Origin of the sequence: Lentzea flaviverrucosa (genome assembly GCF_003350445.1) — a bacterium.
Classification (GTDB): domain Bacteria; phylum Actinomycetota; class Actinomycetes; order Mycobacteriales; family Pseudonocardiaceae; genus Lentzea; species Lentzea californiensis.
In genome coordinates this window covers 318,014-331,858 of sequence record NZ_QQAU01000006.1, presented here as the reverse complement: position 1 = coordinate 331,858, position 13,845 = coordinate 318,014, and the positions used below count along the sequence as shown (strand labels likewise).

The window sequence follows — 13,845 nt, the reverse complement described above, 5'->3', positions numbered from 1 at the left end:
GCCAATCTTGGAGGAAACCGTGCTCGCAGCCACCACCGCCGCCGTCCGCCGTGCCGGAGAGCGGATGTTGAAGCGCTACTCGACCGAATCCCGCGCGTCCTCTCTCACGGAACTCGTCGCCGCCATCCAAGCCAACGACGCCGCCGTCGTCGACCTGCTGAGGCCGGAACTGGCCGAGATCCGCCCGCAGGCGCGCTGGCTCGACGACGAACACGGCTCCGGCCCCCTGGACTCCGGTGAGTGGTGGCTCGTCGACCCGGTCGGCGGCAACATGAACGCGGTCCAGGGCATGACCGACTGGAACATCGGCGTGAGCCTGGTCCGCGACGGCCGCCCGGTGCTCGCGGTCGTGCACTTCCCGCTGTTCGACGAGATGTTCACGGCGACGGAGGGCGGCGGGGCGTTCCTGAACGGCGTGCGGCTCAGGGTCTCGGACAAGACCTCGCTGGACGGCGCGCTGGCGGGCACCGGCCAGGCCCAGCCGGGGCAGGGCCCGGAGATGGCCGACCGGGTCGGCACCTCCTACAGCGCCATGGCGAAGCAGGCCCTCTACGTCCGGATCTCGGTGCCGGTCACGCACCAGCTCGCCCAGGTCGCCGCAGGCCGGATGGACCTGCACTGGCAGAACGACAACGTGCGCGCGCACGCGTCAGGCGTGTTGCTCGTGCAGGAGGCAGGCGGGGTCGTCACCGATCTCGACGGCAAGCCGTGGGAGCTGACCAGCCGTGAGTACCTGGCGGCCGCGCCCGGCGTGCACGCGGCGGCGCTGGAGGTACTTGCTTAGTCCTCGACGGTCCAGACCAGGGTGTTCAGGTCGACCTCGGGGCGCACGCTCCAGCGGACCTGGATCACCTGGGTCTCCTCCGGCAGCACGAACACGCTGTGCCCGCCCGCCGTCTCGCCCGGCCCCACGCCGAGCTTGTGCGCGGGCCGGGAGGACAGCGAGACGGGCGCCTTCGTCACCGTCTCGCCGGTCTTGGTCACGAGGACCAGGTACATGTCCGGCAGCGAGGTGTAGGGGACCTGCGAGGTGTTCGTCACCTCGGTGTGCACGACCACGGACCGTTCGCCCTCGGCGAGCTTGTAGCCGGCCGCCGTGAACAGGAAGTCGGCCGGGTCGACGACCTCGACCAGCTGGATGCTGAGACGGGCGCCTTCGAGGCTGTCCGCCTCCAGCGCCGAGCCGATCTTGCCGGTCCGCGAGACGACGGGCTTGGGCTGTGGCTGGTCCGCGCGCACCCAGCCGGCGGTCTGGGGCGGACCCCAGGTGGCCTGCGGCGGCTGCTGCTGCGCGGGGAACGGCTGGCTGACCGGGCCCTGCGGACCGTAGGGCTGCTGCTGGACGGGGTGAGGCCCGCTCTGGTGCACCGCGTACGGGCCGGACGGCGGACCGCCCGCGTAGCTGCCGTAAGCGGCGGCGTTCGCGAGGGCCCTGCGCACGCCGTTCGGGTCGCACTCCACACCGACGAGCAACGGGAGCCCGCTGCCGGAAAGGGTGATCAGGCGCATGGCGGCCTCGCGCGGGTCCATGCCCAGGCGCTGGGCGATCTCGTGCACGGCGGCGCGGCCCGACTCGGCGAGAACGGCGAGCAGGCGGGCGTCTACGGGATCGGGGGGCACCACGAAAAGAACGCTACCCGGAGGTCCTGACCACCGCGTCACCGCGTACCGGATCGAGATCATGGCAACGTGCGCTGTCGTGCGCATCGTGGCTGCCGAAGGGCGTAGGATGCGGCACTTTTCGCCTTGGCGGGAGTTCCTGAGTCACTTGGCGGGTCGGCTTCTTGAGCCAGCGCAAGTCGGCTAGTCTCGACGAGCGCCAGGGGCCTTCCATTCCCCTCATTCGCGCTAAAACGCTTGCTATACAAGGGGGTTGCCGGTGGCGGACTCGTTTGTGCATCTGCACGTGCACACCGAGTACTCGATGCTCGACGGTGCGGCCAAGGTGGCGCCGCTGTTCGAGGAGGCCGGGCGGCTCGGCATGACCGCTGTCGGCATGAGCGACCACGGCAACATGTACGGGTCCGACGAGTTCTACCAAACCGCGGTGAAGACCGGCATCAAGCCGATCATCGGCATCGAGGCCTACCTCGCCCCGCACAACCGCCTGCACAAGAAGCCGGTCGCCTGGGGCGATCCCGGTCAGCGCAGCGACGACATCTCCGGTGCCGGCGCGTACACCCACATGACCATGTGGGCGCGCAACGCGGACGGACTGCGCAACCTCTTCCGGCTGCACACCGAGGCCAGCAAGACGGGCTACTACTACAAGCCCCGCATGGACCGCGAGCTCGTCTCGCAGCACGCCGACGGCATCATCGCGACGACCGGCTGCCCGTCCGGCGAGGTGCAGACCCGCCTGCGGCTCGGCCAGGTCAACGAGGCGTTCCAGGCCGCGTCCGACTACCGCGACATCTTCGGCAAGGACAACTTCTTCCTCGAGCTGATGGACCACGGCCTGGAGATCGAGCGCCGGGTCCGCGACGGCCTGCTGGAGATCAGCAAGAAGCTCGGCATCCCGCCGCTCGCGACGAACGACAGCCACTACGTCACCAAGGACCAGGCGGACACGCACTCCGCGTTGCTCTGCGTGCAGTCCGGCAAGATGCTGACCGACCCGAACCGGTTCAAGTTCGACGGCGACGGCTACTACCTGAAGTCGTCCGAGGAGATGCGGGAGATCTGGAAGGACCTCCCGGAGGCGTGCGACAACACGCTGCTGGTCGCGTCGATGGTCGAGTCCTACGAGGACATCTGGACCGTCAAGGACCGCATCCCGAACTTCGAGGTCCCCGAGGGCGAGGACCAGGCCTCCTGGTTCCGCAAGGAGATCCAGCGCGGCCTCGAGTGGCGGTTCGCCGGCAAGGAAGTTCCCGAGGAGTACATCAAGCGCTGCGACTTCGAGGCCCAGGTCATCATCGACAAGGGCTTCCCGGCGTACTTCCTGATCGTCGCCGACCTGATCAGCTACGCCCGCAGCGTGGGCATCCGCGTCGGTCCCGGCCGTGGTTCGGCCGCGGGTGCCGCCGTGTCGTGGGCGATGGGCATCACGAACATCGACCCCATCCCGCACGGCCTGCTGTTCGAGCGGTTCCTGAACCCCGAGCGCACCGCCATGCCCGACATCGACATCGACTTCGACGACCGCCGTCGTGGCGAGATGATCCGCTACGCCAGCGAGAAGTACGGCGCCGACAGGGTCGCCCAGGTGATCACGTTCGGCACCATCAAGACCAAGGCCGCGCTGAAGGACTCGGCGCGTGTCCACCACGGCCAGCCCGGCTTCGCGATCGCCGACAAGATCTCCAAGGCGCTGCCGCCGCCGATCATGGCGAAGGACATCCCGCTCAACGGCATCGTCAACAAGAGCCACCCGCGCTACGGCGAGGCCGCCGAGGTCCGGTCGCTGCTGGAGACCGACTCGCAGGTGAAGGAGATCTTCGACACCGCGCTCGGCCTCGAGGGCCTGATCCGCAACGCGGGCGTGCACGCCTGCGCGGTGATCATGTCGAAGGACCCGCTCACGGAGTCCATCCCGCTCTGGTACCGCGACGACGGCTCGTTCATCACCGGCTGGGACTACCCGTCGTGCGAGAACATCGGCCTGCTGAAGATGGACTTCCTCGGGCTGCGCAACCTCACGGTGATGGGCGACGCGATCGAGAACATCGAAGCCAACCGCGGCAAGGACGCGGTCCCGGACTTCGACAAGCTCACCCTCGACGACCCGGAGACCTACGCCCTGCTCGGCCGCGGTGACACGCTCGGCGTGTTCCAGCTGGACGGCGGGCCGATGCGAGACCTGCTGCGCCGCATGCAGCCGACGACGTTCGAGGACATCGTCGCGGTCGGCGCGCTGTACCGCCCCGGTCCGATGGGTGTGAACGCACACAACGACTACGCGGACCGCAAGAACGGCCGTCAGGAAGTCAAGCCGATCCACCCGCAGCTCGAGGAACCGCTCAAGGTGATCCTCGGCGAGACGCACGGTCTGATCGTCTACCAAGAGCAGATCATGTTCATCGCCCAGGAGGTCGCGGGCTACTCCATGGGTCGCGCGGACGTGCTCCGCAAGGCCATGGGCAAGAAGAAGGCCGAGGTCCTGGCCAAGGAGTTCGAGGGCTTCCGCGAGGGCATGCGCAACGACCCGCGCGGCTTCTCCGACGAGGCGATCCAGGCGCTGTGGGACACGATCCTCCCGTTCGCCGGCTACGCGTTCAACAAGTCGCACGCGGCCGCGTACGGCCTGATCTCGTACTGGACGGCGTACCTCAAGGCGAACTTCCGCGCCGAGTACATGGCCGCCCTGCTCACGTCGGTCGGTGACAACAAGGACAAGTCGGCGGTCTACCTCGCCGAGTGCCGCCGCCTGGGCATCAAGGTCCTCCCGCCGGACGTCAACGAGTCGGCGCTGCGCTTCGGTGCGGTCGGCACGGACATCCGCTTCGGCCTGGGCGCGATCCGCAACGTCGGCGCGAACGTCGTCGAGTCGATCATCAAGAGCCGCAAGGAGAAGGGCGCCTACACGTCCTTCACGGACTTCATGGACAAGTCCGAGCTCGTCGCCTGCAACAAGCGCGTGATCGAGTCGCTGATCAAGGCCGGCGCGTTCGACGCGTTCGGCCACCCCAGGCTCTCGCTCATCCAGGTGCACGAGGACGCGGTCGACGCCGTCGTCCCGATCAAGCGCAAGGAGGCGGAGGGCCAGTTCGACCTGTTCGGCGGCGACAGCGCCGACGACCAGGACGACAGCACCTCACCGCTGGCGCACCTCAAGTTCGGCACGGACGAGTACCCGCGCAAGCAGATGCTCAGCCTGGAGAAGGAGATGCTGGGGCTGTACGTGTCCTCGCACCCCCTCGACGGCGCCGAGCGGATCCTGCGCAAGTACGCGCCGCGGCCGATCGCCGTCGTGCTCGACGATCCGCCCAAGGAAGGCGAGCTGATCGTCTCGGGCATGATCTCGTCGATCGAGCGCCGGGTGAACAAGAACGGCCTGCCATGGGCGATCACGGTCATCGAGGACCTGGACGCGTCCATCGAGGTCCTGTTCTTCCCGAAGTCCTACGAGGTGCTGCGCGACGACCTGGAGCTCGACTCCGCCGTGTGCGTGAAGGGCCGGGTGAACTGGCGCGAGGACAAGATGGCGATCTTCGGTGACGGTGTCGTCCCGCTCGACATCAGCGACGCGGAGGCGAACCCCGGAGCGGATCCGCCTCTCGTCCTCGGGCTGCAGACCAAGACGCTGACGCCCGAGCTGATCGAGGAGCTGAAGAGCGTCTTCAAGTCGCACGAGGGCCAGGTCGCCGTGCACCTGGAGGTGCAGAAGCGCGACAAGTCGAAGGAGATGATGGTGGTGGGCAACTTCCGGGTCAGCACGACGCCGTCGCTCTTCGGTGATCTCAAGACGATCCGCGGCATCACCATCCACCGCTAGAGAACGGCCGGATTCGAGTTGGATGTCGGCTTCCGGCCCAATGACCAATTCCGCGTTCTCCGGCGATCCAGGATCGCCGGAGAAATAGTGGCGAGCAGTGAGTAAACGGGGTTAACTGGGTGGGGTGACGACACTCACCCGGTTGCCCGCCGACTACGTCCAGAACCCGCACGAGGTGCACGACCTGTTGCGCGCCGAAGGGCCGGTGCGGGAAGTGATCCTGCCGCACGGCCTCAAAGCCTGGCTCGTCACCCGGTACGACGAGGCGAAGATCGCTCTCACCGACCCCAGGGTCAGCAAGAACGTCCAGACCGGCGGCCACCTGATGGCCAAGCACTCCACCCAGACGCACGTGCGCCGCGAGATCGAGCCCACGCTCTCCGTCCACATGCTCAACATGGACCCGCCGGACCACACCCGGCTGCGCAAGCTCGTGACCAAGGCGTTCACCGCCCGCCGCATCGAGCTGATGCGCCCGCGCGTGCAGGAGATCGCGGCCGAGCTGATCGCGAAGCTGAACGACGGCGACGAGGTCGACCTGCTGGAGGCGTTCGCGTTCCCGCTGCCCATCACGGTGATCTGTGAGCTGCTCGGGATCCCGATCGACAACCGCGACGACTTCCGCGAGTGGTCCAACCAGCTGCTGACCTTCGGCACGCCCGAGCAGGTCAAGGCCGCCGCGGGCGCGATGGCCGGCTTCCTGTTCCAGCACGTCACGGCCATCGCCGAGGCCGAGCCGAACGACACGTTCTTCTCCGCCCTCGTGCACGCCGACGACTCCGGCGACCGGCTGAGCACCGAGGAACTGATCTCGATGGCGTTCCTGCTGCTCGTGGCGGGCCATGAGACGACGGTGAACCTCATCGGCAACGCGGTGCTGTCGTTGCTGAAGAACCCGGAACAGCTGCAGATCCTCAAGGACCGCCCGGAGCTGATCCCGGCGAGCACCGAGGAGTTCCTGCGGCTGGAAGGGCCGGTCAACGTCGCGACCTTCCGCTACACCTTGGAACCCGTCGAGCTCGGCGGCGTCACCGTGCCCGCTGACGAGATCCTCATGGTGTCGCTGATCGCCGCGAACCGCGACCCGCAGCGTTACGAGAACGCCGGCCAGCTCGACGTGACGCGGTCCGCGCAGGGCCACGTGGCGTTCGGCCACGGCATCCACTTCTGCCTCGGCGCGCCGCTGGCCCGGCTGGAGTTCGACGTGGCGCTCACGCAGTTGCTGGCCCGGTTCCCGAACCTGGCGCTCGCTGCCGAGCCGGAGACGCTGGGGTGGCGGGACAGCACGCTGATCCGCGGTCTGCACACCCTGCCCGTGCGCCTCGCCTAATGTGCTTCGGGTGGACGACCTGCTGAAGCTCGACCAGGCGCACGTCTGGCACCCGTACGGCCCGATGCCGGGCACCCAGGAGCCGTTGCTCGTCTCCGGGGCCTCGGGTGTCCGGCTCGAGCTCGCGGACGGCCGCGAGCTCGTCGACGGCATGTCGTCGTGGTGGGCGGCCATTCACGGCTACCGCCACCCCGTGCTGGACGCGGCCGTCACCGAGCAGCTCGGCAGGATGAGCCACGTGATGTTCGGCGGTCTCACGCACGAGCCCGCCATCAGGCTCAGCGCGAAGCTCGTCGAGATCACCCCCGAACCGTTGCAGCACGTGTTCCTCTGCGACTCCGGCTCGGTGTCGGTCGAGGTCGCGGTGAAGATGTGCCTGCAGTACTGGCGTTCGCAGAACCGGCCGGAGAAGCACCGCCTGATGACGTGGCGCGGCGGCTACCACGGCGACACGTTCAACCCGATGTCCGTCTGCGACCCCGACGGCGGCATGCACTCGCTGTGGCGCGGAATCCTGCCGCAGCAGGTGTTCGCGGACGCGCCGCCGGCCGAGATGGACCCCGCGTACGTCCAGCACCTCGCCGACCTGGTCGAGGAACACGCGGACGAGCTCGCCGCGATCATCGTCGAGCCGGTCGTGCAGGGCGCCGGGGGCATGCGCTTCCACGACCCGCGCTACCTGCACGTGTTGCGCGAGCTGGCGTACACGCACGACGTGCTGCTGGTGTTCGACGAGATCGCCACGGGCTTCGGCCGCACGGGCGAGCTGTTCGGAGCCGATCACGCGAACGTCAGCCCGGACGTGATGTGCCTGGGCAAGTCGCTGACCGGCGGGTACCTGACGATGGCCGCCACCCTGTGCACGTCACGGGTGGCGGACGGGATCAGCAAGGGCGACGTGCCGGTGCTCGCGCACGGGCCGACGTTCATGGGCAACCCGCTGGCCGCGGCGGTGTCGCTGGCGTCGATCGACCTGCTGCTGTCGCAGGACTGGAAGCGCGAGGTCGCCCGGATCTCGGCCGGTCTGACAGCGGGACTCGCGCCCGCACGAGCCTTGCCGGGCGTTCGGGACGTGCGCGTGCTGGGCGCTATTGGCGTTGTGCAACTGCATGAGCCCGTGGACATGGCCCGTGCCACTCGCGCCGCGGTGGACGCGGGCGTCTGGCTGCGGCCTTTCCGCGACCTGATCTACACGATGCCGCCGTTCGTCAGCACGGACGCCGACGTTGCACAGATCTGTTCGGCTGTGGTGGCCGCGGCCCGCTAGCGTTCCACGCCATGGGGAAAATTCCGGCCGCGCTGGGCGTGGCCATCCTGGGGGTAGCAGGTCTCGTGGCGCCTGCGCAGGCGGCGGACGAGCCCATCACGTTTCCCAAGATGTACGGCTCCGGGCGCGGCGGGACGATCAACCTGCCGGGAACCGGCGGCAAGTGCCTCGACGCGGCGCTGGAGGAGATCGACCGCGACGGCGGCAAGGTGCAGATGTGGACGTGCGGCCTCGCCGGTGCCGAACAGCAGTGGCGGTACGAGTACGTGGGCGATTCCAGCGGCCATGCCTACGTCGTCAACGAGGCGAACGGGAAGTGCCTCGACGTCGCCCTGGAGGAGATCGAACAGGAGGGCGGCCGGGTGCAGATGTACCAGTGCACCGGCAGCGTCGAACAGCGCTTCACGGTCATCTACCACCAGGGCGACCTGTTCATCACGCCTGTCGCGACCAAGGGCTTCCTCGGCGCGGCGAGTGTGCACGAGGGCGCGCCGATCGGCATCTACGCGAAGGGTTGACCGCTGATCGCGGCCGACAGTTGCGTGTCGGTCGGTTCGACCAGGAACTCGCCGTTCGGCAGCACGACGACGGGGATCTGCTTGCGGCCGGAGATCTCGATCGCCCTGTCCCGCGCCTCGTCGTCGTGCTCGACGTCGACGTAGGTGAACGGCACGTCGTTGCGGGTCAGCCACGACTTGGCCCGGCGGCAGTCGCCGCACCACTCGGCGCCGTACATCACGATCGGTTGCTCGGTCATGCCCTCACCGTAGGTGACGTCCTAAGGTGATTGCCTGTGAGCGTGCTGGTGATCACCGGAACCGGGACCGAGGTCGGCAAGACCGCCGTGACCGCGGGCATCGCGGCGCTGGCCAGGGCAGAAGGCAGACGGGTCGCGGTGCTCAAGCCCGCGCAGACCGGTCTGTTGCCCGGCGAGCCGGGCGACGTGGCGGAGGTGGCGCGGCTGGCGGGTGACGTGACGACCCGTGAGCTGGCCAGATACCCCGACCCGCTGGCCCCGGCGACCGCGGCGAGACGTGCGGGCATGGCCACCGTGCACCCCAAGGACGTCGCGGCCGAGGTGACCGCGCTCGACGAGACCCACGACCTGGTGCTGGTCGAGGGCGCGGGCGGGCTGCTGGTGCGGTTCGACGAGGCCGGTTCGACGCTGGCCGACATCGCGTGGGCGGTGAACGCGCCGGTCCTGATCGTGGCCCAGGCCGGGCTCGGCACGTTGAACACGACCGCGCTGACGGCCGAGGCGTTGCAGCGGCGGGGGCTCGAGGCGATCGGTGTCGTGGTGGGCAGCTGGCCGCTGCACCCCGACCTCGCCTCGCTCACGAACCTGGCCGATCTGCCGGAGGCCGCGGGGGCGCCGCTGCTCGGCGCGCTGCCGCAGGGTGTGACGAAGCTCGGTCCAGTGGACTTCCTGACCGTCGCCAAGAGATCGTTTTCACCCTGGTTCGGCGGGGAGTTCGACCCGGAGACGTTCGCGGCTCAATTCGCGGTCCAGTGACCTACATCGCTGCACGATGAAGGATTCAGTGAGGCACACTGGCTCGCCAGGCCACAGAGGAGGAGAGACCGTGACCGCAGCACCGGAACAGATCGACGTGCTCGACGAAGCTCGTGAGCAGGTGCTCGAACGAGGCGTCGGGCTCACCGAGGCTCAGGTGCTGAAGGTGCTGGAGCTCCCCGAGGACAGGATCCCCGAGCTGCTCGCGCTGGCGCACGAGGTTCGTGAGCGCTGGTGCGGCCCCGAGGTCGAGGTCGAGGGCATCGTGTCGCTCAAGACCGGCGGCTGCCCCGAGGACTGCCACTTCTGCTCGCAGTCGGGCCAGTTCCCCTCGCCGGTGCGCTCGGCGTGGCTGGACATCCCCGGCCTGGTCCGCGCGGCGCGGCAGACCCGCGACACCGGCGCGACCGAGTTCTGCATCGTCGCGGCCGTGCGCGGCCCGGACAAGCGGCTGCTCTCGCAGGTGCGCGACGGCATCAAGGCCATCCGCGCGGACGGCAACGACATCCAGATCGCCTGCTCGCTTGGCATGCTCACGCAGGAGCAGGTCGACGAGCTCGTCGCGATGGGCGTGCACCGCTACAACCACAACCTCGAGACCGCCCGCTCGCACTTCCCCGAGGTCGTGACCACGCACTCCTGGGAGGAGCGCTGGGACACGCTGCGGATGATCCGCGACGCCGGCATGGAGGTCTGCTGCGGCGGCATCATCGGCATGGGGGAGACGCTCGCACAGCGCGCGGAGTTCGCCGTGCAGCTCGCCGAGCTGGAGCCGGACGAGGTCCCGCTGAACTTCCTCATCCCGAACCCCGGCACGCCGTACGAGAACTACCCGGTCGTCGAGGGCGCCGAGGCGCTGCGCACGGTCGGCGCGTTCCGGCTCGCGCTGCCGCGCACGATCCTGCGGTTCGCCGGCGGCCGTGAGCTGACGTTCGGTGACCTGGGTGCGAAGCAGGGCATGCTCGGCGGCATCAACGCGATCATCGTCGGCAACTACCTGACGAACCTCGGCCGTCCCGCGCAGCAGGACCTCGACATGCTCGAAGAGCTGTCGATGCCGATCAAGGCGCTGAGCCAGACCCTGTGATGACGACGGCTGTGTATTGCGCTTTCTGCGGCAAGGAAGAGGCTGACGGCGACCACGCGTTCTGCCGTCAGCGCCTCTCGATGATCGACCCGCCGCGCTACTGCCCGGAGTGCGCGCGCCGCATGGTCGTCCAGGTGACCCCGGACGGCTGGACGGCGCGCTGCAGCCGCCACGGAGAGACCCTGTCGGCTCGGTAGTAACCTCTCGCGAATGGACGAAAAAGCAGCGCCGGTGCGCATCGAACCCGTGCCGGAGCCGCCGTACGTCTACCACTACTACCCGCGGCCACGGCCGAAGGTGGTGGTGAAGCGGGATCTGCTGCCGAGCCTCGTGGTGGCGCTGACGACGTTCGCGTTCGGGCTGCCGGCCGCGTACCTCTGGTCGTGGCTGGCACCGGCCCAGCTCAAGGTCGTCTCGGCGCAGGACGGCAAGTTCTACCCGATCGGGGTCGAGAGCTACCACCGGCTCGACGCGCTGATGGTGTTCGTGCTGATCGGCCTCGGCGCCGGCGTGGTCACCGGGATCTCGACGTGGCTGCTGCGGCAGCGGCGCGGGCCGGTCGTGATGCTGGGGATGACCGCCGGCTCGTTCGCGGCGGGGTGGATGGCGCAGTGGATGGGCGGCAAGCTGGCCCTGGCCGCCTACCCGATGCCGGCGTCGATCAAGCCGAACGACACGTTGCTCGTCGCGCCCGCTTTGGAGACGTGGTGGGGAATTCTGGCGTGGCCGCTGGGCGCCGCGCTGGCGTACGGCTGCTGCACGGCGTGGAACGGACTGGACGACCTGGGACGGCGCCTCGGCTGAAGAGCTCGAGGCGCCGTTCTTCAGTCTGTCGTGTGTTGCAGCGGCCTACCCGACTCGGTAGGCGAAGTCCGGCATGTCCGTCACGAACATCTGACCGGGCGCGTGCGTGATCGCGAACGGCGGCCTGGACTTCATCAGCACCGCCTGCGGCGTCACCCCGCAGGCCCAGAACACCGGCACGTCACCGGGTTCGTGCTCGACCGCGTCCCCGAAGTCCGGTTCGCCGATGTCGCGGATCCCGAGCATCCTCGGGTCGCCCGCACCGACCGGTGCGCCGTGCACCGACGGCATGAGCGCCGTGACCTTGTGCGCCATGTCCACAAGGGACTCCGGGATCCAGCGCATCGACACGACCATCGGGCCGTGCAACCTTCCCGCGGGCCTGCACTGGATGTCCGTGACGAACATGGAGACGTTCCTGCCCTGCTCGACGTGCCGCAGCGGTACTCCCGCGTTGGTGAGCGCCGTCTCGAACGTGAAGCTGCAGCCGATCAGGAACGTCACCAGGTCGTCGCGCCAGTGGTCCGTGGCGTTCTCGGGTTCGGCCACCAGTTCGCCGTTCTCCCAGATGCGGTACCGCGGCGCGTGGGTGCGCACGTCCGCGTCCTGCTTGAGGGCGCTGACGGTCTCGCCCGCGTCCAGCACGTCGAGCACGGGGCACGGCTTGGGGTTGCGGTGGGTGAAGAGCAGGAAGTCGTACGCCCAGTCCCTGGGGATGGCGATCAGGTTGGCCTGCGCCTGTCCCGGCGCTCGTCCCGCGGTCGTCATTCGAGCTCCTTGTTGACCGTCTCCGGCAGCCAGACGAGTGCGACGACGGCGATTCCGTACGCGGCCGCCCCGAACAGCATCGCACCGCCGATGCCGAGCCGGTCGGCCATGAACCCGACCACGCCGGGGAACACCGCGCCGAACGCGCGCCCGAAGTTGTAGGTGAAGCCCTGGCCGGTGCCCCGCAGGTGCGTCGGGTAGAGCTCGCTGAGGTAGCTGCCGAACCCGCTGAAGATCGCGCTCATGCAGAACCCGAGCGGGAAGCCGAGGAACATGACCAACGTGTTGGCGCCGTTGGGGATCTGCGTGTAGGCGACGATCAGCAGCGCGCTGGCGACCGCGAACAGCACGAAGGTCTTCTTTCGCCCCAGGTAGTCCGTGAGGTAGCCGCCGCACACGTACCCGATCCAGGCGCCCACGATGAGGAACGCGAGGTACCCGCCCGTGCCGATGACCGTGAGGCCGCGCCCGGTCTGCAGGAATGCGGGCAGCCACAACGCGAGCGTGTAGTACCCGCCCTGCACACCGGTCGCGAGCAACGCGGCGAACACCGTGGTCTTGAGGATCGGCCCCTGGAAGATCTTCGGGAACGTGCCGCGTTCCTTGAGCTGTGCCTTGGCTTCCGGCGCGTCCTCGACGTTGCGGCGCACGTAGAAGATGAGGACCGCGGGCAGCGCACCCGTCCAGAACATGATGCGCCAGGAGATGGCGGGGTCCGCGAACGAGACGACCAGGGTGTTGACGAGGACCGCGAGCCCCCAGCCGACCGCCCACGCGCTCTGGATGAACGCCACGGTCCGGCCGCGGTACTTCGGCTTGCAGTACTCGGCCACGAGGATCGCCCCGGCCGCCCACTCGCCACCGAAACCGAGGCCCTGCAGCGCGCGGAAGACCAGCAGGGTCTCGTAGTTCGTCGCGAAACCGCACAGCACCGTGAAGAACGCGTACGCCGCCACGGTGATGACCAACGTCCTGGACCGGCCGAACCGGTCGGCCATGATCCCCGCCACCGCGCCGCCGATGGCGCTCATCAGCAGCGTGCTGGTGCCCAGCAGGCCGGCCTCCGCCTTGGTGAGGCCGAAGTAGCCGGTGATCGCGACCAGGCTCAGGGGCAGGACCCAGTAGTCGTACGAGTCCAGTCCGTAGCCGCCGAAGGCGCCGACGAACGCGCGCCTGCCCTTCTGGCCGAGACTGCGGAACCAGGCGAAACGGCCTGTCTCCTCGGTCGTGGACGTGCTCATGGGACACCTCGCAGCGTGGTGGAGGAGTGGTGGAGTGTGATGTGGGACTCAGAGTAAGGATTGTTCAACAATCCCACAAGGCCACAATTCAACGATCCGACGATCGGCGTAGGCGCGCGGTTCGACAGGTGGGGCCGATGCGAGTCAACGGTCCGCGCGTGCATCGCCTCAACGCACACGGGGACCTTTCGCACTCACGAGCGTGCGAAAGGTCCCCGTATGCGATCGGGCGACGAGCGTGAGGCGACTAGGGCCTGTGTCGAAGTCTGGTTCGATGAGAGCTGCGCTTGAGGTGGTTCCTGGTGGCGCGGCCGGACGGCCCGCATACCCGTGTTGTATGTGGGCCGTCCGGCCGCGCGGCCTGGGGCCGCCTCGGGCCCGGCTATCGCGGATCAGAC

At 68.5% G+C, this 13,845-nt stretch carries 13 protein-coding genes; 9 read left to right on the top strand and 4 right to left on the bottom strand.

The annotated features are described in order from the left end of the window. Positions 1–19: 19 nt before the first annotated feature. Positions 20–784: an inositol monophosphatase family protein gene (locus tag DFR72_RS21320; RefSeq protein ID WP_245983259.1), complete on the top strand. Its 765-nt coding sequence runs from the start codon at positions 20–22 to the stop codon at positions 782–784. Here DFR72_RS21320 and DFR72_RS21315 read toward each other — a convergent pair. Then, positions 781–1,623: an AsnC family protein gene (locus DFR72_RS21315; RefSeq protein WP_090067522.1), complete on the bottom strand. Its 843-nt coding sequence runs from the start codon at positions 1,621–1,623 to the stop codon at positions 781–783. The two genes, DFR72_RS21320 and DFR72_RS21315, sit on opposite strands and share 4 nt — an antisense overlap. A gap of 301 nt (positions 1,624–1,924) precedes the next feature. Between DFR72_RS21315 and dnaE the strand changes: the two genes are divergently transcribed. From dnaE to DFR72_RS21295, 4 genes are all read left to right on the top strand, one after another. Next, positions 1,925–5,437, top strand: a complete 3,513-nt coding sequence (gene dnaE, locus DFR72_RS21310; protein WP_090067972.1) for a DNA polymerase III subunit alpha — start codon at positions 1,925–1,927, stop codon at positions 5,435–5,437. 124 nt (positions 5,438–5,561) lie between these two features. Further along, positions 5,562–6,767: a cytochrome P450 family protein gene (locus DFR72_RS21305; RefSeq protein ID WP_177224596.1), complete on the top strand. Its 1,206-nt coding sequence runs from the start codon at positions 5,562–5,564 to the stop codon at positions 6,765–6,767. A gap of 10 nt (positions 6,768–6,777) precedes the next feature. Then, positions 6,778–8,034 carry an adenosylmethionine--8-amino-7-oxononanoate transaminase gene (locus tag DFR72_RS21300; protein ID WP_090067524.1) on the top strand — a complete coding sequence of 419 codons (1,257 nt, stop codon included), beginning with the start codon at positions 6,778–6,780 and terminating at the stop codon, positions 8,032–8,034. A gap of 11 nt (positions 8,035–8,045) precedes the next feature. Next, positions 8,046–8,552 carry an RICIN domain-containing protein gene (locus DFR72_RS21295; protein WP_090067525.1) on the top strand — a complete coding sequence of 169 codons (507 nt, stop codon included), beginning with the start codon at positions 8,046–8,048 and terminating at the stop codon, positions 8,550–8,552. On the opposite strand, the gene DFR72_RS21290 is transcribed toward DFR72_RS21295, so the two are convergent. Further along, positions 8,537–8,791, bottom strand: coding sequence for a glutaredoxin family protein (locus DFR72_RS21290; RefSeq protein ID WP_090067526.1), 255 nt, complete (start codon positions 8,789–8,791; stop codon positions 8,537–8,539). The genes DFR72_RS21295 and DFR72_RS21290 overlap by 16 nt on opposite strands. Before the next feature lie 36 nt (positions 8,792–8,827). On the opposite strand from DFR72_RS21290, the gene bioD reads away from it, so the two are divergent. From bioD to DFR72_RS21270, 4 genes are all read left to right on the top strand, one after another. Beyond that, positions 8,828–9,547 carry a dethiobiotin synthase gene (gene bioD / locus DFR72_RS21285; protein ID WP_090067527.1) on the top strand — a complete coding sequence of 240 codons (720 nt, stop codon included), beginning with the start codon at positions 8,828–8,830 and terminating at the stop codon, positions 9,545–9,547. 70 nt (positions 9,548–9,617) lie between these two features. Then, the gene (gene bioB, locus DFR72_RS21280) at positions 9,618–10,634 is read left to right on the top strand and encodes a biotin synthase BioB (protein WP_090067528.1); all 1,017 of its coding nucleotides are present in this window, start codon (positions 9,618–9,620) and stop codon (positions 10,632–10,634) included. Continuing rightward, positions 10,634–10,831, top strand: coding sequence for a biotin synthase auxiliary protein BsaP (gene bsaP / locus DFR72_RS21275; RefSeq protein ID WP_090067974.1), 198 nt, complete (start codon positions 10,634–10,636; stop codon positions 10,829–10,831). Before bioB ends, bsaP begins: the two co-directional genes overlap by 1 nt. A gap of 13 nt (positions 10,832–10,844) precedes the next feature. After that, positions 10,845–11,438: a DUF2567 domain-containing protein gene (locus DFR72_RS21270; RefSeq protein ID WP_090067529.1), complete on the top strand. Its 594-nt coding sequence runs from the start codon at positions 10,845–10,847 to the stop codon at positions 11,436–11,438. Between the two features lie 45 nt (positions 11,439–11,483). Here the strand turns inward: DFR72_RS21270 and DFR72_RS21265 are convergent, their stop codons facing one another. Together DFR72_RS21265 and DFR72_RS21260 are read right to left on the bottom strand one after the other, a co-directional pair. Continuing rightward, a complete protein-coding gene (locus DFR72_RS21265; protein ID WP_090067530.1) occupies positions 11,484–12,206 on the bottom strand; it encodes a putative hydro-lyase in 723 nt (240 codons plus the stop codon). Continuing rightward, the gene (locus DFR72_RS21260; RefSeq protein ID WP_090067531.1) at positions 12,203–13,447 is read right to left on the bottom strand and encodes an MFS transporter; all 1,245 of its coding nucleotides are present in this window, start codon (positions 13,445–13,447) and stop codon (positions 12,203–12,205) included. Before DFR72_RS21260 ends, DFR72_RS21265 begins: the two co-directional genes overlap by 4 nt. Positions 13,448–13,845 lie beyond the last annotated feature (398 nt).